Origin of the sequence: Bradyrhizobium sp. LA6.8, assembly GCF_040547935.1 — a bacterium.
Classification (GTDB): domain Bacteria; phylum Pseudomonadota; class Alphaproteobacteria; order Rhizobiales; family Xanthobacteraceae; genus Bradyrhizobium; species Bradyrhizobium barranii.
Map to the genome: position 1 here is coordinate 542,170 of NZ_JBEPQQ010000001.1, position 25,852 is coordinate 568,021.

Annotated in this window: 27 protein-coding genes; 18 read left to right on the forward strand and 9 right to left on the reverse strand. The window is 64.7% G+C overall.

The window, feature by feature from the left end; all coding sequences use genetic code 11:
* Positions 1 to 21: 21 nt before the first annotated feature.
* Positions 22 to 915 carry an NAD(P)-dependent oxidoreductase gene (locus ABIA90_RS02235; RefSeq protein WP_014496460.1) on the reverse strand — a complete coding sequence of 298 codons (894 nt, stop codon included), beginning with the start codon at positions 913 to 915 and terminating at the stop codon, positions 22 to 24.
* A 218-nt stretch (positions 916 to 1,133) separates the two neighbouring features.
* Here ABIA90_RS02235 and ABIA90_RS02240 point away from each other — a divergent pair, with 218 nt between their 5' ends.
* The 11 genes from ABIA90_RS02240 (at position 1,134) to ABIA90_RS02290 (ending at position 10,580) form a co-directional block, all read left to right on the forward strand.
* Positions 1,134 to 2,519, forward strand: coding sequence for an MmgE/PrpD family protein (locus tag ABIA90_RS02240; protein WP_354117130.1), 1,386 nt, complete (start codon positions 1,134 to 1,136; stop codon positions 2,517 to 2,519).
* A gap of 28 nt (positions 2,520 to 2,547) precedes the next feature.
* Entirely contained in the window at positions 2,548 to 2,934 is a 387-nt protein-coding gene (locus ABIA90_RS02245) for a carboxymuconolactone decarboxylase family protein (RefSeq protein WP_027575101.1), read from the forward strand.
* Between the two features lie 21 nt (positions 2,935 to 2,955).
* The gene (locus ABIA90_RS02250; protein ID WP_354117131.1) at positions 2,956 to 3,789 is read left to right on the forward strand and encodes an N-acyl homoserine lactonase family protein; all 834 of its coding nucleotides are present in this window, start codon (positions 2,956 to 2,958) and stop codon (positions 3,787 to 3,789) included.
* Positions 3,790 to 3,858: 69 nt separating this feature from the next.
* A complete protein-coding gene (locus ABIA90_RS02255; protein WP_354117132.1) occupies positions 3,859 to 4,587 on the forward strand; it encodes a GntR family transcriptional regulator in 729 nt (242 codons plus the stop codon).
* A 52-nt stretch (positions 4,588 to 4,639) separates the two neighbouring features.
* Positions 4,640 to 5,596, forward strand: coding sequence for an ABC transporter substrate-binding protein (locus ABIA90_RS02260; RefSeq protein ID WP_354117133.1), 957 nt, complete (start codon positions 4,640 to 4,642; stop codon positions 5,594 to 5,596).
* 5 nt (positions 5,597 to 5,601) lie between these two features.
* Positions 5,602 to 6,357 carry an ABC transporter permease gene (locus ABIA90_RS02265; RefSeq protein WP_208085950.1) on the forward strand — a complete coding sequence of 252 codons (756 nt, stop codon included), beginning with the start codon at positions 5,602 to 5,604 and terminating at the stop codon, positions 6,355 to 6,357.
* Entirely contained in the window at positions 6,336 to 7,142 is an 807-nt protein-coding gene (locus ABIA90_RS02270; RefSeq protein ID WP_041956016.1) for an ABC transporter ATP-binding protein, read from the forward strand. The genes ABIA90_RS02265 and ABIA90_RS02270 overlap by 22 nt, the downstream gene beginning before the upstream one ends.
* A gap of 7 nt (positions 7,143 to 7,149) precedes the next feature.
* Entirely contained in the window at positions 7,150 to 7,959 is an 810-nt protein-coding gene (locus tag ABIA90_RS02275; RefSeq protein WP_354117134.1) for an ABC transporter permease, read from the forward strand.
* A 9-nt stretch (positions 7,960 to 7,968) separates the two neighbouring features.
* Positions 7,969 to 8,628 (forward strand): polysaccharide deacetylase family protein, encoded by a 660-nt coding sequence (locus tag ABIA90_RS02280; RefSeq protein WP_354117135.1) that lies wholly within the window; start codon positions 7,969 to 7,971, stop codon positions 8,626 to 8,628.
* A gap of 3 nt (positions 8,629 to 8,631) precedes the next feature.
* Positions 8,632 to 9,501: a fumarylacetoacetate hydrolase family protein gene (locus ABIA90_RS02285; RefSeq protein WP_063984355.1), complete on the forward strand. Its 870-nt coding sequence runs from the start codon at positions 8,632 to 8,634 to the stop codon at positions 9,499 to 9,501.
* A 35-nt stretch (positions 9,502 to 9,536) separates the two neighbouring features.
* A complete protein-coding gene (locus tag ABIA90_RS02290) occupies positions 9,537 to 10,580 on the forward strand; it encodes a uroporphyrinogen decarboxylase family protein (protein WP_354117136.1) in 1,044 nt (347 codons plus the stop codon).
* A gap of 91 nt (positions 10,581 to 10,671) precedes the next feature.
* Here the strand turns inward: ABIA90_RS02290 and ABIA90_RS02295 are convergent, their stop codons facing one another.
* Positions 10,672 to 11,679 carry an alpha/beta fold hydrolase gene (locus tag ABIA90_RS02295; protein WP_354117137.1) on the reverse strand — a complete coding sequence of 336 codons (1,008 nt, stop codon included), beginning with the start codon at positions 11,677 to 11,679 and terminating at the stop codon, positions 10,672 to 10,674.
* 299 nt (positions 11,680 to 11,978) lie between these two features.
* Between ABIA90_RS02295 and ABIA90_RS02300 the strand changes: the two genes are divergently transcribed.
* A complete protein-coding gene (locus ABIA90_RS02300; RefSeq protein ID WP_354117138.1) occupies positions 11,979 to 12,842 on the forward strand; it encodes an alpha/beta fold hydrolase in 864 nt (287 codons plus the stop codon).
* Between the two features lie 158 nt (positions 12,843 to 13,000).
* Here ABIA90_RS02300 and ABIA90_RS02305 read toward each other — a convergent pair whose 3' ends face one another.
* Positions 13,001 to 13,759, reverse strand: coding sequence for an SDR family NAD(P)-dependent oxidoreductase (locus ABIA90_RS02305; RefSeq protein ID WP_354117139.1), 759 nt, complete (start codon positions 13,757 to 13,759; stop codon positions 13,001 to 13,003).
* A gap of 167 nt (positions 13,760 to 13,926) precedes the next feature.
* Here ABIA90_RS02305 and ABIA90_RS02310 point away from each other — a divergent pair, with 167 nt between their 5' ends.
* Genes ABIA90_RS02310 through ABIA90_RS02335 form a run of 6 tightly spaced genes read left to right on the forward strand, consistent with a single transcriptional unit; the run spans position 13,927 to position 19,789 of the window.
* The gene (locus ABIA90_RS02310; protein WP_354117140.1) at positions 13,927 to 15,186 is read left to right on the forward strand and encodes an ABC transporter substrate-binding protein; all 1,260 of its coding nucleotides are present in this window, start codon (positions 13,927 to 13,929) and stop codon (positions 15,184 to 15,186) included.
* Positions 15,187 to 15,188: 2 nt separating this feature from the next.
* Complete coding sequence (locus ABIA90_RS02315) at positions 15,189 to 16,127, forward strand: carbohydrate ABC transporter permease (RefSeq protein ID WP_071915383.1); 939 nt, start codon at positions 15,189 to 15,191, stop codon at positions 16,125 to 16,127.
* Positions 16,120 to 16,968, forward strand: coding sequence for a carbohydrate ABC transporter permease (locus tag ABIA90_RS02320; protein ID WP_247308867.1), 849 nt, complete (start codon positions 16,120 to 16,122; stop codon positions 16,966 to 16,968). Before ABIA90_RS02315 ends, ABIA90_RS02320 begins: the two co-directional genes overlap by 8 nt.
* 22 nt (positions 16,969 to 16,990) lie before the next feature.
* The gene (locus tag ABIA90_RS02325) at positions 16,991 to 18,088 is read left to right on the forward strand and encodes a Gfo/Idh/MocA family protein (RefSeq protein WP_354117141.1); all 1,098 of its coding nucleotides are present in this window, start codon (positions 16,991 to 16,993) and stop codon (positions 18,086 to 18,088) included.
* Positions 18,089 to 18,098: 10 nt separating this feature from the next.
* Positions 18,099 to 18,743, forward strand: a complete 645-nt coding sequence (locus ABIA90_RS02330; RefSeq protein ID WP_354117142.1) for a ThuA domain-containing protein — start codon at positions 18,099 to 18,101, stop codon at positions 18,741 to 18,743.
* On the forward strand, positions 18,740 to 19,789 hold the full coding sequence (locus tag ABIA90_RS02335; protein ID WP_354117143.1) for a LacI family DNA-binding transcriptional regulator: 1,050 nt from the start codon (positions 18,740 to 18,742) through the stop codon (positions 19,787 to 19,789). Before ABIA90_RS02330 ends, ABIA90_RS02335 begins: the two co-directional genes overlap by 4 nt.
* Before the next feature lie 71 nt (positions 19,790 to 19,860).
* On the opposite strand, the gene ABIA90_RS02340 is transcribed toward ABIA90_RS02335, so the two are convergent.
* From ABIA90_RS02340 to ABIA90_RS02365, 6 genes are read right to left on the reverse strand one after another with little or no spacing between them, the layout of a single operon-like run.
* A complete protein-coding gene (locus tag ABIA90_RS02340) occupies positions 19,861 to 20,487 on the reverse strand; it encodes an FMN-dependent NADH-azoreductase (RefSeq protein ID WP_039157148.1) in 627 nt (208 codons plus the stop codon).
* Positions 20,488 to 20,490: 3 nt separating this feature from the next.
* Positions 20,491 to 22,065 carry an isochorismatase family protein gene (locus ABIA90_RS02345; protein WP_354117144.1) on the reverse strand — a complete coding sequence of 525 codons (1,575 nt, stop codon included), beginning with the start codon at positions 22,063 to 22,065 and terminating at the stop codon, positions 20,491 to 20,493.
* A gap of 22 nt (positions 22,066 to 22,087) precedes the next feature.
* On the reverse strand, positions 22,088 to 22,936 hold the full coding sequence (locus tag ABIA90_RS02350; protein WP_028147221.1) for an N-acyl homoserine lactonase family protein: 849 nt from the start codon (positions 22,934 to 22,936) through the stop codon (positions 22,088 to 22,090).
* A 30-nt stretch (positions 22,937 to 22,966) separates the two neighbouring features.
* Positions 22,967 to 23,851: an amidohydrolase family protein gene (locus tag ABIA90_RS02355; RefSeq protein ID WP_354117145.1), complete on the reverse strand. Its 885-nt coding sequence runs from the start codon at positions 23,849 to 23,851 to the stop codon at positions 22,967 to 22,969.
* Complete coding sequence (locus ABIA90_RS02360; RefSeq protein ID WP_354117146.1) at positions 23,848 to 24,969, reverse strand: vWA domain-containing protein; 1,122 nt, start codon at positions 24,967 to 24,969, stop codon at positions 23,848 to 23,850. The genes ABIA90_RS02355 and ABIA90_RS02360 overlap by 4 nt, the downstream gene beginning before the upstream one ends.
* Positions 24,966 to 25,847, reverse strand: a complete 882-nt coding sequence (locus ABIA90_RS02365) for an AAA family ATPase (protein ID WP_028147224.1) — start codon at positions 25,845 to 25,847, stop codon at positions 24,966 to 24,968. Before ABIA90_RS02365 ends, ABIA90_RS02360 begins: the two co-directional genes overlap by 4 nt.
* Positions 25,848 to 25,852 lie beyond the last annotated feature (5 nt).

The window sequence follows — 25,852 nt, forward strand, 5'->3', positions numbered from 1 at the left end:
TCTCCCTGAAGGCTTGCGTGATCAGCCGCGCATCTCGACCCCGGCCCACTCCTCGAGGACCTTGGCGATCGAGGTGAAGTCGGACGAGGCGCCGTACTTGGCGTTGGTGATCGCGAGCATCTGCCGCACCACCGCGCCGCAGACCATCGGCACGCCCATGGCCTCGGCCTCGTCGACGCAGAGCCGGACGTCCTTGTAGGAGAGGCCGGTGGCGAAGCCGAAATCGAACGTGCCGGGCAGCACCGCGCGGGGGAACTTGTCTTCGGAGGCGCTGTTGCGGCCGCTGCTGGCGTTGATGATGTCGATCAGCACCTTGGCATTGACGCCACCCTTGACGCCCATCGCGACGGCTTCGGACGTGATCACCAGCGCCGCGGCCGCCATCAGATTGTTGGCGAGCTTGGCCGTCTGTGCCACGCCGGGCTTGTCGCCGGTGTAGAACAGCTTGCCGAAATTCTTCAGGATCGGCTGCACGGTCTCGTAGGTCGCCTGCGGGCAGGACACCATCACGGCCAGCGTGCCGTTGACGGCGCCCTTGATGCCGCCGCTCACGGGCGCATCGACCAGCGTCATGCCTTTGGCCTTCAGGCCTTCCGCAACGATCTTCGCGGCGCCGGGACCCGAGGTCGAGAGATCGATGACAATCTTGGCGCGGCTGCCGCTGCTGATGCCGTCCTGTCCGAGTGTGACCGCCTTGACGATGTCGGGCGTCGGCAGGCTGGCGAGCACGATATCGGCGCGGGAGGCGACATCGGCCGGCGATTTGCCAAGCTGGGCGCCGCGCTTGACCAGCGGCTGGGTCGCTTCGGTCTGCGTGTCATATATGACGAGCGAATAGCCCGCGTCGATCAATCGCCCCGCCATGGGGCCGCCCATGCGGCCCGTGCCGATTACGCCGAGGATCTCTCCCGCCATCGTCTACTCCCTGTCGCGCGATCCCGTGACGGGCGCGCCTTCTTGATCTCGTTGGTCAATCGCTATCGCCGGCCGGCCTTGTCGGCAGCCGTCGTCGTGGTCGCGGGACTCCGCGCCAACGGGACGGATTGTTATGATTGTCAGACAAGCTGTCAAGCATAACATTTGGGGTCGACAGTTTGCCGCGGATCGTCATATGGTCCGGGAAAACGAGGAAGATGCCCCGCGTGCCGCAAGATTCAATTCCGAGTGTGAGCAAGACGCTCGCCGATTTCGTCGCGTCCTCGTCGTGGGCGGACGTGGAGGCGCAGAGTCTTGAGGCGCGGCGATCGATCCTCAATTTCTTTGCGACCGCGCTCGGCTCCGCACGCGATCCGGTGGTCACGGCCGCGATGCGCACGCTGTCGCCGTTCAGCGGCGCCGCGACATCGACAATCATCGGCCATTCGCAGTCCATGGACGCGCTGTGCGCGTCGTTTCTCAATGCCATCTCGGCGAATCTGCTCGACTTCGACGACACGCACCCTGAAACGATCATCCATCCGGCCGCGCCGGTCGCCGCGCCGATATTGGCGCTGGCGGAGACGCGCAAGCTGACGGGGCGCGCGGTGCTGACCGCGTTTATCCTTGGCGTGGATGTGGAGTGCCGCATCGGCAATGCAGTCTCGCCGCGTCATTATGCCCGCGGCTGGCACATCACCTCGACCTGCGGGATTTTTGGCGCTGCGGCGGCGTGCGCGAAGCTGTTGGGCCTGCCCGCGGAAGGGATTGCGAACGCGATCGGACTTGCAGCGAGCCAGTCGGCCGGCAATGTCGAGAATCTGCCAAGCGCCGCCAAGAATGTCAGCGTCGGCAATGCCGCGCGTAACGGGTTGTTCGCCGCGCTGCTCGCGCAGCAGGGCTATGAGGCTGCGCCCCGCGCCATCGAGGGGCCGCTCGGCTGGGCGCGTACCATGGGGGATGAGCCGGATCTCGCCCGCATGCTCGATGGCCTCGGCAAGACCTGGGAGATCGCGAAGAACACCTACAAGCCCTATCCGGCGGGCATCGTGTTCCATTCGGTCATCGACGCCTGCCTGCTGTTGCGCAAACGGATTGGACGACGCGTTGACCAGATCGAGTCGGTGACAGTGCAGGGCTCGGCACTGCTGCTCGCGCGCGGTGATCGCCCGGTCAACAACGAACGCGATGCGCGCGTCAGCATCCATCATTGTGTGGCTTGCGGACTGCTGCTCGGCGCGGCCGGTGTGGCCGAGTTCGCGCAGGAGACCGTGGTCCGGCCCGATATCGCGCGACTGCGGCAGAGGGTGAGGGCGGAGCTTGATGCTCAGATGCCCGATGGTGCTGCGCGCGTCACCTTGGGCCTGTCGTCTGGTGAAAGTCTCACAGAGACCGTGACGTCGCCGCGCGGCAGCCAGGCTGCGCCGCTTTCAGACCGCGAGATCGAAGAGAAGCTGCGCGAAGGCGTGAGGACCGGTCGAAGCGACTGGGATGCAGACCGCGTCATCGACGCGGTCTGGCGGCTTGATGCGGCGGACGACGTCGCCACGCTGCTGCAGTCACTGCGGCCACCATCGGCGTCGCGCCAAACAATTTCCAACTAGAATCTCTCAAGACCGGAAAGGGACGATCATGAGCAAAACCGAACTATTCGAAAAGGGCCTCAAAGTTCGTAAAGAGGTGCTGGGCGAGGACTACGTCAACAAGTCGATCGCCGGTGCCGACGAGTTCACGCGCACCATGGCGGAGTGGTCGACCGAATTCTGCTGGGGCGCGTTGTGGACGCGGCCCGGCGTCGACCGCCGCACACGCTCGATCGTCAATCTGGCGATGCTGGGCGCACTGAACCGCCCGCACGAACTGAAGCTGCACGTCAAGGGCGCCCTGAAGAACGGGCTGACCAAGGAGGAGATCAAGGAGATCCTGCTCCAGGTCGCGGTCTATTGCGGCGTGCCCGCCGGCATCGACGCCTTCCGCAACGCGCGCGAGGCCTTCAACGAGGTCGATGCGGGGTCCTGAGCCCGCTTGATTGGAGGCCCCATGGCCGACCCGGAATACGAGCTCTTCGCCATCCGCTATGCAACGCGGGATGCCCAGCGGAGCGAGCACTTCATCGGCGGCGATCCGCATGACGGGCCGATGCCGATGGACTATTTCATGTGGTTGGCGAGGGGGGGCGGTCGCACCTTCGTCATCGACACCGGGTTCAACGCCGAAATCGCAAGGCAGCGCAGGCGAACATTCCTGCGCTGCCCGGTGGAGACGCTTGCCGCGTTCGATGTCGACGTGGCCGACGTCAAGGATGTGATCCTCACGCATCTGCACTACGATCACGCCGGCAATTTCGACCGGTTTCCGAATGCGCGGTTTCATCTTCAGGAGCGCGAGCTCGCCTACGCCACCGGGCGCTATATGCAGTATCCGAGGCTGTCGCATTCCTTCGAGGTCGAGGACGTCTGCGGGATCGTGCGGCTGAACTATGCGCGCCGGGTGCTGTTCTACGAGGGCGACGCCGAGATCGCGCCCGGACTGACGGTCCACGCGGCCGGCGGGCATTCGGCCGGTCTTCAGTTCGTCCGCGTCAACACGCGCCGCGGGCCGGTCGTGCTCGCCTCCGACGTCAGTCACTTCTACGAGAACATGACGAGCGAGCGTCCGTTCACGACAGCATTTCATGTTGGTGACATGCTGGTGGGTTTCGACAAGCTGCGAGCCGCGGCGCCGGACGCGGACCACATCGTTCCTGGCCATGATCCGCTCGTCATGAAGCTCTACCCGGCGCCAGGCCCGGATTTGAAGGGCGTAGCGGTTCGTCTCGACGTGGCGCCGTCCAGGTCCGCGCATTCCCAGGACGTTGGGCAAGGCGCAACGTAACCTAAGCTAGAAAAAATCGATTTTCGATTTTCTGTTGACCAGCGGCCGCTGCCTTGCAATCATCCGACCATGGGTCCGCTTCAGTTCCAGTTGTCCGGAAGCCCCGGGGATGGTCCGCGCAGCCTGACGTCGGCGCTGCACGAACGTCTGCGTGCCGACATCTTGGCGACGCGGCTGCCTCCGGGCCAGAAGCTGCATATCGCGGGGCTCGCCAAACAGTTCTCCGTGAGTCTCGCCGCCGTGCGCGAGGCGCTGTCGCGACTTGTCGCGGACGGGCTCGTGCAGGCGTCAGACCAGCGTGGCTTTCGCGTGAGCCCGGTGTCACTCGCCGATCTCGCCGACGTGACGCAGACCCGTATCGACATCGAGGGGCTTGCGCTCCGCCGCTCGATCGAGCGGGGCGATGAGGCCTGGCTCGCATCGGTGAAATCCGCCTGGGCGGATTTGAAGGCCGTTCCCCATCGCTATCCCGACGATCCGACCGTGCACTACGAGGAGTGGGTGGTCCGTCACCGCATCTTCCATCGCGCGCTGGTCAACGCGTGCGGCTCGCCATGGCTGCTCGGCTTCCGCGACGTGCTGCACGAGCAGAGCGAGCGATATCGCCGCCTCTCGATCCGCCGAGAGGCCGGTGGCAAGCCGCGCAACGTCGAAGCCGAACACAAGGCGATCGTCGCCGCCGTGATCAGGCGCGATGCGGATGCGGCAGTTCGCGCCTTGTCAAAGCACTTCGGCACCACCAAAGAATTCGTCGAGCTCGCCGCCTCTCGCATTGCGGAGGTGAGCCGTACGACCTGACGATCCGGAAAAATCCGGCACACAAAAAACAGAGACCGGGAGGAAGCCAATAATGAAGATCAATCACGCGCTGATGTCGCTGATCGCCACCGCAATTCTGGCGGGGCCTGCGAGCGCCGCCGACACCATCCGCGTCGGCCTGCCCACGAAAACCTATTGGCCGACGACGATTGCCGAGACGGCGGTGCGGCAGAAACTGTTCGAGAAGGAAGGCATCCAGGCCGAGTTGACGATCTACCGCAGCGGCGCCGAGACGTTCGAAGGCATGGCTGCGGGCGCGGCCGACATCATTCTCGATCCGCCGTCGCTGGTGTCCGCCGGACGCAAGAAAGGCGTGATGTCGCGGATCGTCGCCAATGCCGCGATGGGCAATTTCGGCTGGCAATTGATGGTCCCGACTAAGTCGACGCTCGACGTCAAGGACCTCAACGGCAAGAAGGTGGCGATCACCGCGGCTGGCTCCGGCTCCGACCTGCTCGCGCTGTGGACCATCCAGGACAAGAAGATCGATTTTACGCGCGTTCCCGTCGGCGGCGGTGGCTTGGTGCCGAACCTGCTGGCCGGCAATGTCGAGGCGGCCGTGGTCTATTCGCCTCTGAGTTTCCAGATCTCGAAGTCCGGCGAGGCCAAGCCCATCCTCGATTACGCGACCGCGGTCCCGCCGAACCTCACCGCAGGCTGGATCGTGCTCGACAAATTCGCCGAGGCCAAGCCCCAGATGGTGCAGAAGGCGGTGAACGCCCTCTACGGCGCGGTCGCGTTCATGCGCGCCAACCGCGACGTCACCGTCAAGCTGATCGCTGAGCTCTATGAAATGCCGCCGGAGATCGCGGGCCTTGAGTACGACAACACGATCATGAAGCTCGAGACCAGCGGCGACATGGGCGCGGCGGACGTCAATGCGGCCGTGCAGCTCTCGCTCGACCTCGCCAAGCTCGGCGGACTCAAGGACATCGTGCCGGTCGAGGACGTGATCTCGGCTAAGTTCAAGCCGGTTCCGACCAAGTAGTCACGATGCAAAGCACGTTCGTCATCAACCTTGCGCGGATCGCGATCATCATCGCGGTCCTGGCGCTTTGGGAGGTGCTGTCGCGCACCGGCATCGTCAATCCGCGCCTGCTGCCGTCGGCGTCCGACACGTTTGCGACGCTCGGCGATCTCCTGCAGCGCGCGGCGGTGCAGAAGGATTTGATGGTGACCGCGACCGAGGTGCTGGCCGCGTTCGCGCTGGCCGTGCCCTTCGGTGCGGTGATCGGCTTCCTGGTCGCGGAGAACCGTTACTTCGCGGACGTTGCCAAGCCGCTGCTGTTCTTTGCCTTCAGTATCCCGAAGTCGATCTTCCTGCCGATGTTCATCCTGGTGTTCGGGGTCGGCTTTGCCCAGAAGGTGGGCTTCGGCTTCTTCTCGACGATCTTTATCGTGATCATGTCGACCACCACGGCGGTGGAATCGGTCAAGGTCGAGCACTTGACGGTGGCGCGCTCCTATGGCGCTACGCCGATGCAGACGGCGTTCCGGGTCTATCTGCCGAGCATGCTGCCGGTGCTGCTGGAGGCGTTGCGGATCTCCATGATCTTCAACCTCACCGGCGTGATTTTGGCCGAAATGTACGCCTCACGCGACGGCATCGGTCACCAGATCGCGACCTGGGGCGAGAACTTCCAGATGAAGCAGCTCCTCGCCGGCGTCGTGATGGTGGCCGCGATCGCCATGACCTTCAACGAACTTGTCAGATGGGTGGAAACGCGATGCAGCCATTGGCGAACGTGACCCCGTTGAAGCCCGCCGCGCGGGCCGGCGCGATCGAGGTGAAGAACGTCGGTCAGGTCTTCAAGACGAGGTCGCAGGACGTCGTCGCGCTGGAGGACGTCTCGCTCGAGGTCAAGCCCGGCCGCTTCGTCGTGCTGGTCGGCCCGAGCGGCTGCGGCAAGTCGACCCTTCTGATGATGATGGCGGGTCTGCGCCAGCAGACCTCCGGCACGATCACCATCAGCGGCGCGCCGATCCTGCAGCCCGACCCCGACAGGGTCGGTGTGGTGTTCCAGGAAGCGAGCTTGTTCCCGTGGCTGACGGCGGAGGACAATGTCGAGTTTCCGCTGGCGCTGCGGGGCGTGCCCAAGGCCGAGCGCCGCGCCAAGGCGCAGGATGCGCTCAAGCTGGTCGGCCTCGACGGCTTCGGCAGGCGGCATCCCCACGAATTGTCCGGCGGCATGAAGCAGCGTGTCTCGATCGCGCGCGGGCTGGTGCAGGACCCGCCGGTGTTGCTGATGGACGAGCCGTTCGCCGCCCTCGACGAGCAGACGCGCATGACCATGGGCGACGAGCTGCTGCGGATCTGGGCTGCGACCGGCAAGACGGTCGTCTTCGTCACGCACAGCCTCACGGAGGCCGTTTATCTCGCTGACGAGGTGATCGTGATGTCGGCGCGGCCCGGCCGCATCGTCGACCATCTCCAGGTCCAGCTGCCGCGGCCGCGCACCTACGAGATGCTGAGCGGCGACGCCTTTGGCGCGCTGCGCGACCGCATCTGGCGGCACATCCGCAAATCGGCGTGAGGCGGAGATGAGCGCCAGAATAAGCGCGACGACGCTGCGATACCTGATCGTGACCGGGCTGATTGCGTTGTGGGAGCTGTTGCCGCGCACCGGGCTCATTCCCGAACTGTTCCTGCCGTCGCTGTCGTCGACGCTGATCGCCGGATGGACCGACGCTGCCGAATACGGTCATGCGCTCGCGGTGACGCTCTACGAGGTCGTGGTCTCCATGGCATTCGCTTGCGGCGGCGGCATCCTGCTCGGCGCGATCGTCGGCAGCCTGCCGCGTCCGCGCGTCCTGATCATGCCGATGGTGTCGAGCCTGTATGCGGTGCCGCTCGTGATCCTCTATCCCGTCTTCACGGTATGGCTCGGCATCGGCTCGGAGTCCAAGATCGCGTTCGCCTCGATCTATGGCTTCCTGCCGACGATGCTCGCCACCGCCGCCGGCATCCAGACCATCGATCCGCAGCTCCTGCTCGCGGCACGTAGCATGGGCGCCACGTTGAGCCAGCGGCTGATCCGCGTCATCATCCCGGCGGCGATTCCGACGGTGCTGTCGGGCCTGCGTGTCGGCGGTGCGCTGGTCATCGTCGGCGTCGTCGTCTCGGAGATGCTGATCTCATCGGCCGGCATCGGCTATCTGATCTCGCGCTACCGCACAATTCTCGATAGTCCGCACGTGTTCGCGGGCGTGCTGCTCGTGCTGTTCCTCGCCATCGCCTTCAACGCTGCGATCCGCTGGATCGAGCGCAAGGCGGCGATCTGGCAGACCGGCACGCGGGCCGGTCAGGCCAATGACGAGATCGCGTCGCGCGCGATGCAGCCGGCGACCTGAGGTACTGGCGTGTACGATCTGACCCTGACATTCGACAACGGCCCCGATCCGGGTGTGACGCCGCGTGTGCTCGACATTCTCGCCGAGCGCGGCATCAAGACCACCTTCTTCGTCATCGGCGAGAAGCTCGCTGACCCCGCGCGGCGCGGCCTTGCGGTGCGTGCGCACGGGGAGGGGCACTGGATCGGCAATCACACGTTTACGCACACCATTCCGCTCGGTGAGCAGGCGGATCGCGAGACGGCAGAGAACGAAATCGGCCGCACGCAGTCTGCGATCTCCGATCTCGCGCATCCCCAGCGCTGGTTCCGGCCGTTCGGTGGCGGCGGCAATCTGGATGCGCGGCTGTTGAAACCCTCCGTCGTAGACTATCTCGCCCGCAACAAGCACAGCTGCGTGCTCTGGAATGCGATTCCGCGCGACTGGGACGACCCCGAGGGCTGGACCGAGCGCGCACTCGACCAGTGCAGCCGGCAGCCCTGGACGCTGATGGTGCTGCACGATCTTCCGACCGGCGCGATGGACCATCTCGAGCGTTTCCTCGACGCTGCCGAGGCGGCCGGCGCCCGCTTCCGCCAGGACTTCCCGCCGCAATGTGTTCCGATCCGCAACGGCGCGATCGCGCTTCCGATCAACGACTATGTTTCCTCCATCGAAGAGAGTGTTTGACTGATGAAAGTTGCAAGCTTCACGATCGCCGGCACCGCGAGCTATGGCATCGTCACCGACAAGGGCGTCATCGATGCCGGCAAGCGCCTGAAGGCCTATCCGACGCTGAAGGCGCTGCTGGCGAAGGGATCGCTCGACGAGCTCAAGAAACTCGCCGGCGAGAAGCCCGACTACGCGCTGCAGGATGTCGCGCTGCTGCCGACCGTGCCCGATCCCGACAAGATCTTCTGCATCGGCGTCAACTACGCCACGCATCTGGCCGAGAGCGGCCATCCGACGCCGGCGCATCCAATGATCTTCACCCGCTTCGCGAACAGCCAGGTCGGCCATGGCCAGCCGATGATCCGGCCGCTGGAGTCCGAGCGTTTCGATTACGAAGGCGAGATGGCCGTCATCATCGGCAAGGCTGGTCGCCGCATCTCGCGCGAGGCTGCGCTGAACCATGTCGCCGGCTATGCCTGCTACAATGACGGCAGCATCCGCGACTGGCAGCGCCACACCTCGCAATTCGCGCCTGGCAAGAATTTTGCCGGCACCGGCGGCTTCGGGCCCTGGATGGTCACGACCGACGAACTGACCGACGTCACCAAGCAGACGCTCATCACGCGCCTCAATGGCGTCGAGGTGCAGAAGGCCCCGATCTCTGATCTCGTTTTCGACGTGCAGGCCTTGATTGCTTACTGCTCGACGTTCACCGAGCTTGCGCCCGGCGATGTCATCGTCACAGGCACGACCGGCGGCGTCGGCGCCTATCGTACGCCGCCGCTGTGGATGAAGGGCGGCGACGTCGTGGAAATCGAGATCTCCGGCATCGGCATCCTGCGCAACCCCGTCAAGGACGAGGGATCGGCCACGGCGACGCGCGCGGCCTGAGAGCCGCGCTCCACAACAATAAGAAGGAGAATCCCATGCCCATGCCAACGCATATCCTGCCGACCACGGTGGTCGGCAGCTACCCGCAGCCGGAATGGCTGGTGAATCGCGCCATGCTGTCGAAGGTGGTGCCGCGCACGCGCCTGCACGACATGTGGCGGTTGCCGGCGGAGCATCTGGAGGAGGCGCAGGACGATGCGACCATCGTCGCGATCCGCGACATGGAGCGCGCCGGCATCGACATCGTGACCGACGGCGAAATCCGCCGCGAGAGCTACTCCAACCGCTTCGCCACTGCACTCGACGGCATCGACGGGGACAATCCCGCGATGATCGTGGCGCGCACCGGCAACACCCAGACCCCGGTGCCGCGCGTCGTGGGCCCCGTGAAGCGGAAGGGACCGGTCGAGCTGCACGACATGCAGTTCCTGCGCAAGAACACCGACCGTGCCGCCAAGATCACGTTGCCGGGCCCGTTCACCATGAGCCAGCAGGCCAAGAACGAGTTCTACAGGGACGAGGAGGAGCTCGCGATGGCGCTGGCCGAGGCCGTCAACGCCGAGGCGCTCGATCTGCAGGAGGCTGGCGCCGACGTGATCCAGCTCGACGAGCCCTGGGTGCGCAACAATCCGGATCTCGCCAAGCGCTATGCCGTCAAGGCGATCAACCGGGCGCTGAAGGGCATCACGGTGCCGACGGTCGTGCATCTCTGCTTCGGCTATGCCGCGGTCGTGCCGGGCTCGAACAAGCCGGCCGGCTATTCCTTCCTCGCCGAGCTCGACGACACCATTGCCGACCAGATCTCGATCGAGGCCGCGCAGCCGAAGCTCGACCTCGGCGTGCTCAGGGACCTGTCGTCGAAGAAGATCATGCTCGGCGTGCTCGACCTCGCTGATCCCGCGATCGAGAGCGTCGACACTGTGGCCGCCCGTGTCCGGAACGGCTTGAAATACGTCTCGCCGGACCGCCTGGTCGCGGCGCCCGATTGCGGCATGAAGTACATGCCGCGCGCAACCGCGTTCGGAAAGCTGAAGGCGATGTGCGATGCGGCGGCCATAGTCCGGCGGGAGATCGGCTGAATGGAGCTGGGCCGGCGAGGATCGTTCGTTCGCCGGCCATCGCCTGGCTGTGGCCAGCCTGGTCGAAATCTGCGCGGGCGTCAGCTGCCGTTCAAGCCGACAGGAATTTGGTTAGAAGCTCCGTTGTGTCGGTAGGGTTTTCCTCAGGAAAGAAGTGACCGCCCTTGACGGCCCGACCTTGTACGTTGTCGGCCCACTTCTTCCAAATTCCCAATGCGCCGCCATTCTGCTCGTAGAATGTATCGAGTGGCCCGCCGGAGGCCCACAGGTGCAGCATAGGGCACTTAATGCGCCTGCCTTCCTTCTGGTCCGCCTTGTCATGCTCGATATCCAGGGTTGCGGCCGCGCGGTACTCTTCGCAGATCGCATGCACCCGGGCCGGATCGCGGTAGGTTTCGATGTATTCCGCTTTCACTTCGGGGCCGAATGAGCCTTGGCCGAAGGGATTGTCGAATACCGCGTCCGGCGCACCGATCAGGTATTTTTCGGGAAGCGGTGCTTTCTGCGAGAGGAGGCTCCATGGCCAGTAGGTCATGGCGAACTTTGCGTCGGCGTGGCCCCAGGCTTCCGAGATCGGCAGCACGTCAAACACTGCGAGACGCTGCACCTTCTCCGGGTGATCGAGCGCTAGACGGTAGGAAACGCGACCGCCCCGATCGTGTCCAACCAGATCGAATTTGGAAAAGCCAAGCTTATCCATCACGGCGACAAGCTCATTCGCCATCGCCCGCTTTGTATAGGGATAGTGATCCTCCGTGGAAGCGGGAACGCCGCTGCGGCCATATCCACGAAGATCGACGCAGATGACCGTGCGATTACCGGCGAGGCGCGGCGCGACTTGACGCCACATCAGGCTGGTTCGCGGAAATCCATGGACCATGAGCAGTGGGGATCCGCTCCCGTAGCGCCTGATGAAAATGGTGTTGTCATCGGTCTTGATCTCCTTTGTCTCGAAGAGATCGGAAGCGTTCGAGGCGGAATTGTTTGGGGATTGGCCAGCCGCGCGTCGCGGTAGAAGCGCCAGTGATAGAGCGGCGCTCGATGCAGCGGTCATCACCTGGACGAAGGTGCGGCGCTCGATGTTTGTCTTTTCTGTCATCCCTGAGGTCCTTCGAGGTTCGCGCGACGCTCCTGGCAAACGCCCCCCTCAATGACGACGCGGTGAGACATGTTAGCACCTGCGTGGAAGCGCGCTTTCGCAGGATTAGCGTCACTGAACCGTTCGTGCTGATGATTTCGGTCATCCCGCTGGCGCGATGGGGCAGAGGCGGGGGCAGTCGGGAAGTGATCGCTGGAATGATCCTCCGCCTGTAACCAATTTGGTCGCGTCGCCGAATAGCGGGAGGTCAGGGTAAGCGGAGGTGCGTCAACGCAAGCCGCCAGAGCAATGGAGGATCCATGTCCGACGAAATCAACCACGATCGCCGGCGTTTCGTTGGTGCTGCGGCAACGACTGTTGCGGCAGCACCATTCGGCGTGATCGCGCCGGCGGTTGCAAATGCCCGAGCGAGCAAGAAGGTCGCCCGCGACGTCAGCAGAAGATCGGAAGCTGCGGGGACGGACGCCACCGTCGTTCTCGTCCACGGCGCCTGGGCCGACGGTTCAAGCTGGGCGCACGTCATTACGCTACTGCAGTCCGAGGGACTAAAGACGATGGCGGCGCCGATCCCGCTCACATCGCTATCGGATGATGTTGCGGCGCTTGAGCGAGCGTTGGAGCGGACCGACGGGCCGGTTGTCCTTGTCGCGCATGCCTATGCCGGCGCCGTCATTGGTGCGGTCACGCAGGACAGAGTGCGGTCGCTGGTCTTCATTTCGGCTCTCTCTCCCGACGAAGGCGAAACAGTCGCGCAAATATTCTATCGCGACAAGCCGTCGCCGGAGGCGCCGAAACTCACCCCCGACAGTCATGGTTTCCTCTGGATGCCGAACGACCGGTTTGGCGCGGCCTGGTGCCAGCATGCCCGACCTGAGCAGGCTGCGCTCCTTGCTGCGATCCAGCGTCCCATTGCCGTCGCGGCAATCCAGGAAAAGGCTCCGAAAGCGGCATGGAAGGCAAAGCCGTCGTGGTACCTTGTCGCCGAGGAGGATCGAATGATCAATCCGGCGACACAGCTATTCCTGGCACGACGGATGGGTGCGCAGGTTCGCTCCGAGAAAGTCGATCATGCATCGCCGATCACCGCGCCGAAGCTGGTCGCCGGAATGATACGCGAGGCCGTCACCAACTCACGTCCGAGCGTCACGCAGCAACACGGCTGAACTGTCGCGGTGTGAGCTGATTGAAAGTGCCATTGGCATCTTTCCAATAGGCTTCGCGACCTCGGCTTGTGCAAACAACTGGACGGAGCCACCCGCTGACTCTTAGTCAGCGGGGCCCAGGTTCGAGCTCTGGTCCCGCCCACGACCCTCAAAGCATCTCACACCCAGCCGCCATCCACGACGTAATGTTGAGAGGTGCAGGCGGAGGCCTCGTCGGAGGCAAGGAAGACGGTGAATTTCGCGATCTCGTCCGGTACCAGCCGGCGCTTCAGGCACTGTCGCTGCTGCAGTTCGATCTCGCCCGCCGGCGTCATCCATTTCTCGAGCTGGCGCTCGGTCATGATCCAGCCCGGCGCGATCGCGTTCACGCGGATGTTGTAGGGACCGTAATCGCGCGCGAGGGAGCGCGTCAGACCGACCACGCCCGACTTGCTGGCCGTGTACGCGGCCATGCCGCCTTGTCCGGCCATCCACGACACCGAGCCGAAATTGATGATGGCGCCGGCATTCGCCGCCTTCATGTCCGGCAGCACGGCTTGCGCGGCGAAGAACTGGTGCTTCAGGTTCACCGCGATGCGGTCGTCCCAGTATTCCGGCGTCATCTCCTCGGTGTTGTGCCGTTCGTCATGTGCGGCATTGTTGACGAGGATATTGATCGCGCCGTGTGTCTTGCGCGTCTCGGCGACGCCGGCGCGCAACGCGGCGATGTCAGTCAGGTCGACGCGCTGGAAATGCGCAGCCAGACCCTGATCCGACAGCTCGCGTGCGAGGCGTTCGCCCTCGTCGGCCTTGATATCGAAGAACACGACATTGGATTTCTGCTGCGCGAAGCGCCGCACGATCGCAGCCCCAATCCCCGATGCGCCACCGGTGACGAGAACGACCTTGCCGGCAAGGTCGGAATAAACGGCGGCCATGGGCACCTCTCAAGTTGCGTTGCGGGCGGTGCGAGGCGCCGCCCAGTTGTCCCGCCAACCTTAGCCATTCCCCGCGTGAGGTGCATAGATCAGAATTTTAGTTGCGTACCTCAAAAATCGAAGGCAGGATTGCAGCCAAAGAATAAGAGCCGGTTGGGAGGAATGTGATGAGACTGCTCGGGAAGCTGGGACTCGCCGCCGTCGCGTGCCTGCTTTGGGCCAACTCCGCCGCGGCCGACACGACGGTCAAGTGGCTGCACATCGAAGCCAATCCGGCCCAGGTGAAGATCTGGGAGGAGGTTGCGCGGGCCTATGAGGCGTCGCATCCCGGCACCAAGATCGAGATGCAGTTCCTCGAGAACGAGGCCTACAAGGCCAAGCTGCCGACCATCCTGCAATCCAAGGACCGGCCGAACATCATCTACAGCTGGGCCGGCGGCGTCCTGAAGACGCAGATCGAGGCTGGCGTCCTCGACGACATCACCGATCAGGTGAAGGGTTACAGCGACAGCCTCACGCCGGCGGCGCTCGCCGCCTTCACGGCCAACGGCCGCGTCTATGGTCTTCCGACTGCGCTGTCGCAGGTCGGCTTCCTCTGCAACAAGGAGCTGATGGCGAAGGCGAAGGTCGATCCCGCAGGGATCAAGAGCTGGGACGATCTGCTTGCCGCGGTGAAGACGTTGAAAGCCGCCGGCGTGACCCCGATCGTGGTCGGCGGGGCCGACAAATGGCCGCTGCACTTCTATTGGACGCATCTTGCGGTGCGCGTCGGCGGCAAGCCGGCCTTCGACGCGGCGCTGCGCGGCGAGGACGGCGGCTTCGCCGGCGAGACCTTCCGGAAATCCGGCGAGCTGTTCAAGCAACTCGTCGATCTCCAGCCGTTCCAGAATGGCTTCCTCGGCTTCAAGAATCCACAGGCGGTCGGCTATTTCGGCGATGGCAAGGCGGCGATGACGCTTGCCATCAGCACGGTCTATCATTTGCAGCGCGCGCTTGCCGCCGACAAGGTCGGATTGAGCGAAGACAAGATCTGCTGGTTCGACTTCCCGGTCGTGGCCGGCGGCAAGGGCGCCCCAACCGATACGCTCGGCGGCATCACCGGCTGGCTGATCACCAAGGGCTCGCCGAAGGAGGCCGTCGATTTCCTGAAATACTTCGTCTCCAGGGACGTGCAGACGCGGCTTGCTGCGGGCAACTTCATCATCCCCGTGGTGCAGGGCGCGGATGCCGGCCTCAACAACGCCTTCATGAAGCTGATCGCGGCCAATCTGGCGAAGTCGAACTACCACCAGAACTTCTATGACCAGAGCCTCGGCCCCTCGGTTGGCCGCGTCGTCAACGACGTCACCGCCGAGATCGCCGGCGGCAGCATGACCCCGCAAGACGCGGCCAAGGCGATCGAGGCGGCGTGGAAGCAGGGTAACTGACGGTGGCACGCCGGGCCGCGAGCGTGTCGGCGATGGACGTTGCCGGTGAGCTCCCGCAGGTCGCCGAGCGCGGCCCGAGCTGGGACGGCAGGCTGACGGTCCTGATCCTGTTCCTGCCGCCGGCGCTGCTGTTGTTCACGCTGTTCGTGGTGCTGCCGATCGGCGAGGCGGCCTGGTACTCGGCCTTCAACTGGAACGGGTTCGGCAGGCCGACCAACTGGATCGGCTTCGACAATTACCGTTTCGTGTTGGAGACACGCGCCTTCTGGCTCGCGCTGCGCAACAACGGGCTGATCATCGCTGTTTCGCTCGCCATCCAGCTGCCGCTTGCGCTCACGCTGGCCTTGATGCTCGCCGAACGCTTTCGCGGGGCGGTGGCGCTGCGCATGCTGTTCTTCATGCCTTATATCCTGGCCGAGATCGCGACCGGGCTGATCTTCAGCTTCGTCTATGACGGCGATTACGGCCTTGTCGCCTCGATCTGGCGTACCTTCGGCGCCGAGCCCCCGCATCTGCTGGCCTCGACCGATACGGCAATGCTGGCCGTGCTGATCGTCGTCGTCTGGAAGTACTTCGGTTTCCACATGATGCTGTTCATCGCGGCGCTCCAGGGCCTCGACAAGAGCCTGATCGAAGCCGCGCGCATCGACGGCGCGACGCGTTCGCAAGCCCTGCGACACGTGGTCATCCCCTTGCTCTATCCGACGATTCGCCTCTCGGTGTTCTTCGCCATCGTCGGCTCGCTGCAGCTGTTCGACCTCGTCATGCCGCTGACGCGCGGGGGGCCTGCGGACTCCTCGAACACGCTGGTGAGCTTCCTCTACAACAACGGCATCTCCCGCATGCGGGTCGGATATGGCAGCGCCATCGGTGTCATTCTGTTCACGATCTGCGTGACCTTTGCCTTCACGTACAAGCGATGGTTCATGCGTGATGAGTAGCACCGAGACCAATCGTACGCCGTTAGATCCTGCCGTGCTGTTCAAGGCGGTGTTCCTCGCCGTCGTTGCCGTCTTCGTGCTGGTGCCGCTGCTCGCGACCTTGCTCGGCGGCTTCAAATCGCTCGGCGAACTACGCGTCAATCCGTTCGGCCTGCCGCGTCACTGGGAGTGGCAGAACTATGCCGACATCCTGTTCTCCGCGCGCTACTGGCAGCTCTTGCGCAACTCGCTGATCATCTCGACGCTTACGGTGACCCTGACCCTGATCGTCGCCTCGATGGCGGCGTTCACTTTCGCCCATGTCAGGTTCTACGGCTCATCGATGCTGCTGAGCTACCTGACGCTCGGCCTGCTGTTTCCGGCCGCGACCGCGGTGCTGCCGCTCTTCATCAAGGTACGCGATCTCGGGCTGCTCGATACCTATTTTGGCGTGGCGCTGCCGCAGGTGGCCTTCAGCCTCGCGATGAGCGTGCTGCTGCTGCGGCGCTTCTTCAAGGACATTCCCTATGAACTGCTCGAGGCCGCGCTGGTCGACGGCTGTAGCTATATCAAATTCTTCCGCTATGTGACGCTGCCGTTGTCGCGACCGATCCTGGCGACCGTCGGGACCATCACTTTCGTCAACAGCTGGAATGCCTATCTGTTGCCGCTGGTGATGCTCAACACCGATGCGCTCTATCCCTGGCCGCTCGGCATCATGGTTTATCAGGGCGAGTATTCGTCCGAGTGGCACCTGATCCTGGCCTTCATCACGCTGACCATCCTGCCCACCATCATTCTCTTTCTTCTGGCGCAGAAGCACATCGTCGCCGGCCTCACCGCAGGCGCGGTCAAGGGATGAACGATACCTTACGGAGATCACAATGAGAAAAGTCGGCATCGGAATCATCGGCTGCGGCAATATCAGCACCGCCTATCTGAAGGCGGCCCAGCGCTTTCCGGTCATGGAAATCAAGGCGCTCGCCGACATGCGCAGCGATGCGGCAGAGCGGCAGGGCGCCGCCTTCGGGCTGCCAGCGATGCGGGTCGATCAACTGCTCAAGCGGGAGGATGTCGAGATCGTCATCAATCTCACGGTCCCGCTCGCCCATACCGACGTCAGCCTCGCCGTGCTGAATGCCGGCAAGCACGTTCATTCCGAGAAGCCGCTCGGCATCAACGTCGCGGAAGCCCGCAAGGTGATGGATCTCGCCGCGCAAAAGGACCTTCGCGTCGGCTGCGCGCCCGATACGTTTCTTGGCGGTGGGCACCAGACCGCGCGCAAGCTGATCGACGATGGCACGATAGGCACGCCGGTCGCGGGCAGCGTCTTCTTCGGCTGCCCTGGCCATGAGCGCTGGCACCCATCGCCGGGCTTCTATTACCTTCGCGGCGGAGGGCCGATGCTCGACATGGGGCCGTATTACATCACGGATCTCGTGCAGCTGCTTGGCCCGGTCGCGAGCGTGATGGGCTCGACCGCGCGTCCGAAATCCGAGCGGTTGGTCACCAGCCAGCCGATGAACGGCACCCTTATCCCGGTCGAGGTTTCGACCCATGTCGCCGGCACGCTCGAATTCGAGAGCGGGGCGGTCGTCTCGATCGCGATGAGCTTCGACGTGCCGAAGCACCGGCACGCGCCGATCGAGATCTATGGCGACAAGGGCAGCATGCTGGTGCCGGACCCGAACCGGTTCGGCGGCGAGGTGCAGGTCGCGAAGACTGGCGGTGAATGGGAGCCGGTGCCGCTGACCCACGGTCATGTCGATGGCGAGTTTCGTTCCATCGGGGTCGCCGACATGGCCTCCGCGATCCTGAACAACCGTCCGCATCGCGCCAGCGGCGCACTCGCTTTCCATGTGCTCGAGGTGATGGAGGCGTTCCAGACCTCCGCCGACGAAGGACGCCGGGTCAAGATCGGGAGCTGCGTGGAGCGGCCGGCGATGCTGCCGGCCGGACGTGAAACCGGACAGATCGACTGAGGGAATGACCATGCGCAAGGCAATGATTGTATGGGGCGGCTGGCCGGGACACGATCCCGATCTCTGCGCCTCGATGATCCGCGGCTGGCTGAAGGCCGAAGGCTTCGAGGTCCGGGTCGAGACCACGACGGCGGCGTTCGCCGATCCCGCGATCCACGATCTGTCGCTGATCATCCCGATCTATACCATGTCGAAGATCGAGAAGGCGGAAGCGCTCAATCTCTGCGCGGCGGTGCGTGGCGGCGTCGGGCTGGCCGGGCATCATGGCGGCATGTGCGATGCGTTCCGCGAGTCCGTCGACTACCAGTTCCTGTGCGGCGGGCAGTGGGTCGCGCATCCCGGCAACATCATCGACTACAAGGTCGACTTGACGAAGCCGGATGACCCCATCATGAAGGGGCTGAAGAGTTTCGAGCATCGTTCCGAGCAGTACTACATGCATGTCGACCCCGCCAACGAGGTGCTGGCGACGACGACCTTCACCAGCGAGCACGCGCCCTGGATCGACGGCGTGGTGATGCCTGTGGTCTGGAAGAAGCGATACGGCGCGGGCAGGGTGTTCTACTCCTCGCTCGGCCACCGCGCTTACGAGCTCGACGTACCGGAGATCCGAACGTTGATGACCCGCGGCATGCTGTGGGCCGCGCGCGAATGACAGCCGGTGCGACGCAGCCGGCCGTTCGCGCCACGCTCGAGGACGTCGCGCGTGCGGCGGGCGTTTCGCTCGCAACCGTCGACCGCGTCGTCAACCGGCGCGAGGGCGTGCGCGCCAAGACCGTCGCACGTGTCGAGGCCGCGGTAGCAAAACTCGGCTATCGGGGCGATGTCGCGGCCGCGCGGCTCGCCCGCGGGCAGACGTTCCGCTTCGCCTTCGTGCTGCCGAGCGGCAGTAACAGCTTCATGACCAACCTGGCCGAACAGGTCCAACGCACCGCGGACTGGCTCGCCGGCCACCGCGGCTTCATCGATATCCTCCATGTCGACGTGTTCGATCCGGATGTGCTCGCCGGTGCGCTGGAAAACCTGTCGCCGGCCTATCAGGGCGTCGCCGTCATCGCACTGGACCATCCCAGGGTGCGCGCCGCGATCGACGAGCTCGCCGCGCGCGGGGTCGCCGTGGTGACTCTTGTGTCGGACGCGCCGAGTTCGCGCCGGCTCCATTATGTCGGTATCGACAACCCGGCCGCGGGGCGAACTGCGGCAACGCTGATGGGACGTTTCCTCGCCGGCAGCGAAGGGAAGGTTGCTGTGATCGCGGGATCGTTATCGCTGCGCGATCACACCGAGCGGCAGTTCGGCTTCCACCAGATCCTGTCCAGCGAGTATCCGAACCTGCTCGCGCTGCCGGTGATCGAAGGCCGCGACGACAGCGAGCGCACCCGGGAGCTCACGGTCGCACTGCTGGCGCGCCACGCCGATCTCCGCGGCATCTACTGCTGCGGCGCCGGGAACCGCGGCATCGCCAATGCGCTGGAGGCCTCGGGCCGCGCGCGCGAAGTGGTCTGGATCACGCACGAGCTGACCCAGTACACGCGGCGTTTCCTGGTCCGCGGCACGCTCGATGCCATCATCAACCAGGATCCCGGTCACGAGGCGCGGTCTGCGGCGCGAGTTCTGCTCGCGCATTGTTCGGGTGAGCCCATCAGCCCCGACCAGGAGCGCATCCGCATCGATATCTTTCTGCGGGACAACCTGCCGTGAGTCGCGTTCGCAGGTGATGCGCAGCTTGCTTCGATAGGTGTCGCGAAGTGCCGCAGCGGCCTCAACGGTGCTCAGAAGTTCGCTGCCATTGCTGCGAGGTGCTGATGGGCTCTTTCGCGGGCAGCCTCGATGGGCTGTTGCGGCCCGGTGGTTGGCCCGATCGGCACGAAACGGACATTGCTGATACCGATAAAGCGCAAAATTTCCCGCAGGTAAGGCGTTGCCATGTCGATGCGCCCGCGGTTCATTCCGGTGGCGAAATCGCTGCCACTGGCGAGGATCACCGTGGTTGGTCGGTCCTTCAGCAGCGGGAGATATCCCAGGGAGGGATCGAACCGAAAGGTGAGCCCGGGCTGGACGATGACATCGAACCATTGCTTGAGCTTGTAGGGAATGCTGAAGTTCCACATTGGCGTCGAGATCAGCACACGATCGGCCAGTGAAAACCGCAGCGCCATCCGCTCGGCCTCGGCAAAGCTGTCACGTTGCGCGTCGTTGAAGGGCTGCGCCTTCATACGCGCATATTTGGCTTCGACGATGGGACCTGCGAATTCCGGCAGCCGCTCGCGCCAGAGATCCACGACGTCGATATCCCAGTCCGGACGGGCCTGCCGAAACCCGTCAAGAAAGACGCGCGCGCCGGCGCTCGACTCGGAGTCGGCACGGGGCGAGCAGGAGAGGTGCAAGAGCTTTGCCACCACTCATCCCAGCGCTCTGATGACGGCATCCGCCCGGGTGACGATTGCGACGTTCTGCATGGCAAAGTTGATCGAGGCGGAGTGCCAGTCGGCATTCATGGTCGAGCAGCAGTCTTCCGGCACGATCATGAAATAGCCCTTGTCGGCGCCGGTGCGTGCGGTGTGCTCGACCGACATGTTGGTCCATGCGCCGGTGTTGATGATCATGTCGCGGCCGGTGGCTTTCAGGATCGTCTCCAGCCGGGTGCCTTCCCAGGCGCTCATCCGCATCTTCTCGACGACGAAATCGCCGGGCCGCGGCTCGAGGCCGGAGACCGGGGCGGCGCCCCAGCTGCCGCGCACCATCGCCTTGCTGTCGACGAGACCCTCGAACAGCGGTGCGTTCAGCGTCACGCCGGGGGCGCCGGGCTCGACCACGAACCAGACATGGATGATGGCGACGCCGCGCGCGCGAGCTGTCTCCGCCAGGCGCCGGACGTTCTCGACCACATGCTGTTGCTTCGCATGCCCCGGTGCGCCTGACTCGGCGAACGCGCCGCCATCCATGATGACGTCGTTTTGAAGATCCTGAATGATCATGGCGCAGCGGCCTGGATCGAGCCGCATCTCGCCATCGGCGAGGATGGGTGTGGCAGCCGCGGGACCGGCACTTGCGCCGCCGCTGCCGCGTTTGCCGCTCATATAGGGCTCATGACGCGGCCCGGCCTTGGTCGGGATGGCATAGACCGAATGCGTCGACGTCAGATAGAGCGTGCGGAAATCCGGGCCACCCCAGGCAAGGTTGGCGACGAGCTCAGGCACGCGGACCTTCCCCAGCAACTCGCCGCGCGGCGAATAGACCCAGACACCGCCCGGGGCGGTGACCCAGACATTGCCATGCTGGTCGCACTTCATGCCGTCGGGCAGGCCCGGCTCCAGCTCGGAGCGGATGCCGCTCGCGAACACGCGCGCGTTCGACAGCGAGCCGTCGCCGTTGACGTCGAATACGCGGATCAGCGCCTGCACGGTGTCGTTGACATAGAGCAGTTTCTCGTCTGGCGAGAAGCACAGCCCGTTCGGCTGGTCGAACAAATTGCGGTCCACCACGAGCTTCGGCTCGCCGCCGGGCATGACGCGATAGACGCCCTGGAAGCCGAGCTGGCGCGGCCGCTCGACGCCATAGACCGGCATGCGGCCATACCAGGGATCGGAGAAATAGATGGCACTGGAGGAGTGTACGCAGACGTCGTTGGGGCTGTTGAGCTCCTGTCCCTGGAAGTGCGAGGCCAGCACCTCGCGCCGCCCGTCCGGTCGCTCACGGATCAGCGACGAGGTCGCGTGCTCGCAGACGATCAGATTGAGCTCGGCATCGTAGGTCATGCCGTTGCATTTGTTCGACGGGCGCTTGACCTCCGCGACGCCGCGCCGCGCATCCCAGCGCCGGCGTACGTCGCCCGGCATGTCCGAGAACAGGAGATAATGATCGACCGGATGCCAGATCGGCCCTTCCGTGAAGTCAAAGCCCGTTCCGACCTGCGCGACCGGCGCGTAGGGGTCGATCAGGGTCTCGAATTCGGAGCGCAAGGTAACGTGCGTCATCGGTCGATATCCTCAACTCACGTCAGGCAGGGAACCAGTTGCGCGCGGGCAGCGACTGCACGATCGGGCCGGGGACCTGGTCGTGCAGCCGTCCAACAACCATGCCGCCCTCGATCTTGGCCGGCCTGTCGTGCACCGGCAGCAGATAGCGCGAATTGCTGAGCAGCTTCTTGATCGACGCCTTCTCGGCCCGCTTGCTGGTGCCGTGGTTTCCCGTCGTCCGCGGCTCCCAGTCGTGGATCTCGTTGAAGGGCGTGACGATCTGGTCGTTGAAGTCGTAGATCACGTCGCCGCAGATCGTCGCGATCCCGTCGGCAGTCTCGACGATGACGTTCATCGAGCCTTCGGTATGTGCGTTGGCCGCATCGCAATAGACGCCGGGCATCAGCTCGATAGGGCCTGTGATCTCGAGGTCGAGGAAGCGCAGCGCACTCTTGGTGTGCAGTCGGTCGATGAGATGCTTGATGTCGGGCGCCGGATATTGCGGATGCATCAAGCCGGAGACGGAATATTCGAGTTCTTTCCGGTTGAGGACGACGGTCGTGTTCATCGGAAACAGATCGTCCTTGCCGGCGTGGTCGATGTGCAGATGGGTGTGGCAGACGAAGCGGACGTCGCCCATGCGCACGCCGTGGCGGGCGAGCTGGTTCTCGATCATGTGCTCGTGGTATTGCAGGCCGCGCATCCCGAGCGTTTCCATGATCTGGTTGGAACGGTAACCGGTATCGACCACGACCGGATATTTGCCGCCGAGGATCAGAAAGCCGAGGGTGAGGACGCGGCGAGTGCGGCCGCAGTCGCGGCCGAGGACCAGAAAGCTCGATTCCAGCTCGATATCGCCATAGTCCAGGATCTTGATCTCCAGCGCCATTCGTTTCCCTCCCTGTTCTGTTCTTGTCTGTCAAAGCCGGTAGACGCGCGTCGCCGTCGTCCTGAAAATTGCGTCCTGCTGCTCGGTCGTCAGCCTCGCGGCCGCGGCACGAAAGGCGCCGACGAGCTCCCGATAGCTGGTCCACAATTTCTCGATCGGAAAATTGGAGCCGAACAGGCAGCGCTCCGCGCCGAAAATCGCGACGGTATCGGTGAGGACGGCCGCGATATGCGCGGGATCGTTGCGATGGATGAAGGTGCCGAGCCCGGAGAGTTTTGAGACCACGTTCGGACAGACTGCGAGCCGGGCCATCCCGGCGCGCCAGGCGGCCCGGCCCGCGGGCGAGAGGTCCTCCAGCATGCCGGCATGCTGGAGGATGAAGGTCACCCTGGGGCAGGACTCGGCGAGCTGCGCCGCGTCCGGCATCTGCGGCGTGAAGACCTGGAGGTCGAAGCTCCAGCCGTAGTCGGCCAGGTATGCGATGTTGCGGCGGACCATGGGATCGACGCAGAGATCGGGCTTGGCCGCGAAGCGATAGAGCGGATTGTCGTGCCAGTGCAGCTGCATGCGCACGCCGCGCACGAGCGGATAGCGCTTCAGGCGATCGAGCTGCGGGCGCACGTCGTCGACGGCGAAGTCGGCGTAGGCGACGATGGCATGCGGCCAGCCGTGCTCGTCGGCGGTCTGCTGGACCCAGGCTGCCTCGTCCTCGAAACGGTCGTTGGCCCAGTTGGTCTGGACATAGACCGAACGGGTGACGCCGGTGCCCTCGAGGTCGTCGAGATATTCCCGGATCGGATAATCACGACGGATCGGCTCGTAGGGTCCAAAGATGCGCGGCTGCATCGGGCCGGTCAGCCAGGGCAGGTCGGCCTGTCGCCAGATGTGATGATGGCCGTCGACCATGTCGCTCACGCCGTTCTCCTCCGTCCCAACGTCAGAATGTGCGCGACAATCGACGCGCTTGAACCGCCATCCACGAGATCATCGACGAAGCGCTCGATGGCCACCAGCGCCTCGGTCTGCGGGCGGAAGTCCGGGCCCGTTGCGAGCGGTGTCAGCCAGCTCACGCGCCAGGCGCGCCGCGACAGCTTTGCGACCGCGTCGCGTAACGCATCGACTTCGCCGCGCTCCAGCCCGTCCGACACGACGACGACGGCCGCGCCTCGCGCGTAACCGCCGAACCGCGGCACCGCGAGGAAGGCTTGCAGCGCGTCGCCGATGCGGGTGCCGCCGTCCCAGTCGCTGACGAGGTGCGCCGCCGCGTTCAGCGCTTGCTCGCGACGCTTGAGACGCAACGGGCGGGTGACGCGGGTCAGCCGCGTGCCGAAGGTGAAGACCTCGACATTGGGCGCGGCCTGCACCAGCGTATGCGCCAGCTTCATATTCTCTTCGGTGCGAGTCTTCATCGAGCCGGAGACGTCGATCAGCAGCAGGAGTTTTCGTCGGCGCTGACGCCGCTTCAGGTGCCCGAGCCGCAGGATTTCGCCGTCGCTCCGCACGCTGTCGCGCAGGGTTCGGCGTAGGTCGGCAAACGGCCCGCGGCGGGCGCGCATGCGCCGGTGGCCGCGACGCTGCGGCAGGCGTCGGGAGGCCTCGCGCGCCAGGCGCCGGAGCGCGTCGGTGGCGGAGAGCTGGGCGAAGCGGCGCTCCACCAGCGCCTCGGTGCGCGTCGCGGCGAGGCCGGATTCGTTGGCGTCGTCGGAGAACAGGGGGTCCTGTTCGCCGCGGCCCTCTTCCTGGAGCCGGACAGTCTCGTCGTCCTCACCGTCATCGACATGTTCGATGGCTTCGTTGCCGCGGAAGTGCAGGTCGAACAGCCGGTCGAAGGTCGTGCGGCGCTCGGGTGGCGGGGCGAGCGTGGCCAGCGCCGATTGCCTGATGTCGTTGAGATCGCGCGGCCCGAGCAGCTCGATCGCGGCGAGATAGGAGGTGGTCTGCTCGGGCGCGACGGTAAAGCCGTTGGCGCGCAGCAGCGCGACGAAGGAGACGAAGATGCGGGCGGCGCGCGGAAGCTCCGGCTCGGTGCTCATGCGGTTGCCTCCGCGAGCATGACGTCGAGCCGTGGCGAGATGAAGTGCAGGTCTTCCTCGTCTTTCAGCGCCACGCCGATCGAGCGCTTGAAGGCGTCGGGCCAGCGCGCACCGCCCTTGTGAAGGAGCGTCGCCGCTTCAGCCCAGTCGACGGCCTCTGCAATGCCCGGTGCCTTGCTGAGCGGCTCGCGGCGCAATTTGCCGACGGCCGCGACGACAGCCCGCGCAGTCGCCTCGGCGACGCTGGAGGCCCGCAGCATCACGATACGCGCCTCCCGCTCTTCGGTGGGATAGTCGATCCAGTGATAGACACAGCGGCGGCGCAGGGCTTCGTGCAGGTCTCGTGTCCGATTCGACGTCAGCACGACCACAGGACGTTCGGCCGCGCGCACTGTGCCGCGTTCGGGGATCGAAATCTGGAAGTCCGAGAGAAATTCGAGCAGGAACGCCTCAAATTCCTGGTCGGCGCGGTCGATCTCATCGATCAGCAGCACGGTCGAGTCGGGCGCGCGGAGCGTCGCCAGCATCGGCCGCTCAATCAGAAACGTCTCGCCATAGATGTCGATGCTCTCGTCGCCGGCCTGACGGATCGCGAGCATCTGGCGTGGATAGTTCCACTCGTAGAGCGCGGCCGAGGCGTCGATGCCCTCGTAGCATTGCAGGCGGATGAGGCGGCGGCCGAGGACGGCGGCGATGGCTTTCGCGGCCTCGGTCTTGCCGACGCCGGGGGCGCCTTCGAGCAGGAGCGGTTTGCCGAGGGCAAGGCCGAGATAGGCCGCGGTCGCGAGCCCTTCATCGGCGAGGTAATAGGCTGCCCGAAGCGCCTTCTCCAGCGCTTCGGGGTTGTCGATGCCGACGATGTTGCTGCGGACTGCCATGGCCA

Excerpts from the sequence above, each read along its gene's own strand:
- ABIA90_RS02365 (WP_028147224.1), bottom strand. The coding sequence starts at position 25,847 with ATGGCAGTCCGCAGCAACATCGTCGGCATCGACAACCCCGAAGCGCTG.
- ABIA90_RS02305 (WP_354117139.1), bottom strand. The coding sequence starts at position 13,759 with ATGGCCGCCGTTTATTCCGACCTTGCCGGCAAGGTCGTTCTCGTCACC.
- ABIA90_RS02235 (WP_014496460.1), bottom strand. The coding sequence starts at position 915 with ATGGCGGGAGAGATCCTCGGCGTAATCGGCACGGGCCGCATGGGCGGC.
- ABIA90_RS02245 (WP_027575101.1), top strand. The coding sequence starts at position 2,548 with ATGAGCAAAACCGAACTATTCGAAAAGGGCCTCAAAGTTCGTAAAGAG.
- ABIA90_RS02325 (WP_354117141.1), top strand. The coding sequence starts at position 16,991 with ATGAGAAAAGTCGGCATCGGAATCATCGGCTGCGGCAATATCAGCACC.
- ABIA90_RS02250 (WP_354117131.1), top strand. The coding sequence starts at position 2,956 with ATGGCCGACCCGGAATACGAGCTCTTCGCCATCCGCTATGCAACGCGG.
- ABIA90_RS02255 (WP_354117132.1), top strand. The coding sequence starts at position 3,859 with ATGGGTCCGCTTCAGTTCCAGTTGTCCGGAAGCCCCGGGGATGGTCCG.
- ABIA90_RS02290 (WP_354117136.1), top strand. The coding sequence starts at position 9,537 with ATGCCCATGCCAACGCATATCCTGCCGACCACGGTGGTCGGCAGCTAC.
- ABIA90_RS02295 (WP_354117137.1), bottom strand. The coding sequence starts at position 11,679 with ATGACAGAAAAGACAAACATCGAGCGCCGCACCTTCGTCCAGGTGATG.
- ABIA90_RS02310 (WP_354117140.1), top strand. The coding sequence starts at position 13,927 with ATGAGACTGCTCGGGAAGCTGGGACTCGCCGCCGTCGCGTGCCTGCTT.
- ABIA90_RS02320 (WP_247308867.1), top strand. The coding sequence starts at position 16,120 with ATGAGTAGCACCGAGACCAATCGTACGCCGTTAGATCCTGCCGTGCTG.
- ABIA90_RS02265 (WP_208085950.1), top strand. The coding sequence starts at position 5,602 with ATGCAAAGCACGTTCGTCATCAACCTTGCGCGGATCGCGATCATCATC.
- ABIA90_RS02240 (WP_354117130.1), top strand. The coding sequence starts at position 1,134 with ATGCCCCGCGTGCCGCAAGATTCAATTCCGAGTGTGAGCAAGACGCTC.
- ABIA90_RS02285 (WP_063984355.1), top strand. The coding sequence starts at position 8,632 with ATGAAAGTTGCAAGCTTCACGATCGCCGGCACCGCGAGCTATGGCATC.
- ABIA90_RS02275 (WP_354117134.1), top strand. The coding sequence starts at position 7,150 with ATGAGCGCCAGAATAAGCGCGACGACGCTGCGATACCTGATCGTGACC.
- ABIA90_RS02335 (WP_354117143.1), top strand. The coding sequence starts at position 18,740 with ATGACAGCCGGTGCGACGCAGCCGGCCGTTCGCGCCACGCTCGAGGAC.
- ABIA90_RS02270 (WP_041956016.1), top strand. The coding sequence starts at position 6,336 with ATGCAGCCATTGGCGAACGTGACCCCGTTGAAGCCCGCCGCGCGGGCC.
- ABIA90_RS02300 (WP_354117138.1), top strand. The coding sequence starts at position 11,979 with ATGTCCGACGAAATCAACCACGATCGCCGGCGTTTCGTTGGTGCTGCG.
- ABIA90_RS02330 (WP_354117142.1), top strand. The coding sequence starts at position 18,099 with ATGCGCAAGGCAATGATTGTATGGGGCGGCTGGCCGGGACACGATCCC.
- ABIA90_RS02345 (WP_354117144.1), bottom strand. The coding sequence starts at position 22,065 with ATGACGCACGTTACCTTGCGCTCCGAATTCGAGACCCTGATCGACCCC.
- ABIA90_RS02360 (WP_354117146.1), bottom strand. The coding sequence starts at position 24,969 with ATGAGCACCGAGCCGGAGCTTCCGCGCGCCGCCCGCATCTTCGTCTCC.
- ABIA90_RS02350 (WP_028147221.1), bottom strand. The coding sequence starts at position 22,936 with ATGGCGCTGGAGATCAAGATCCTGGACTATGGCGATATCGAGCTGGAA.
- ABIA90_RS02260 (WP_354117133.1), top strand. The coding sequence starts at position 4,640 with ATGAAGATCAATCACGCGCTGATGTCGCTGATCGCCACCGCAATTCTG.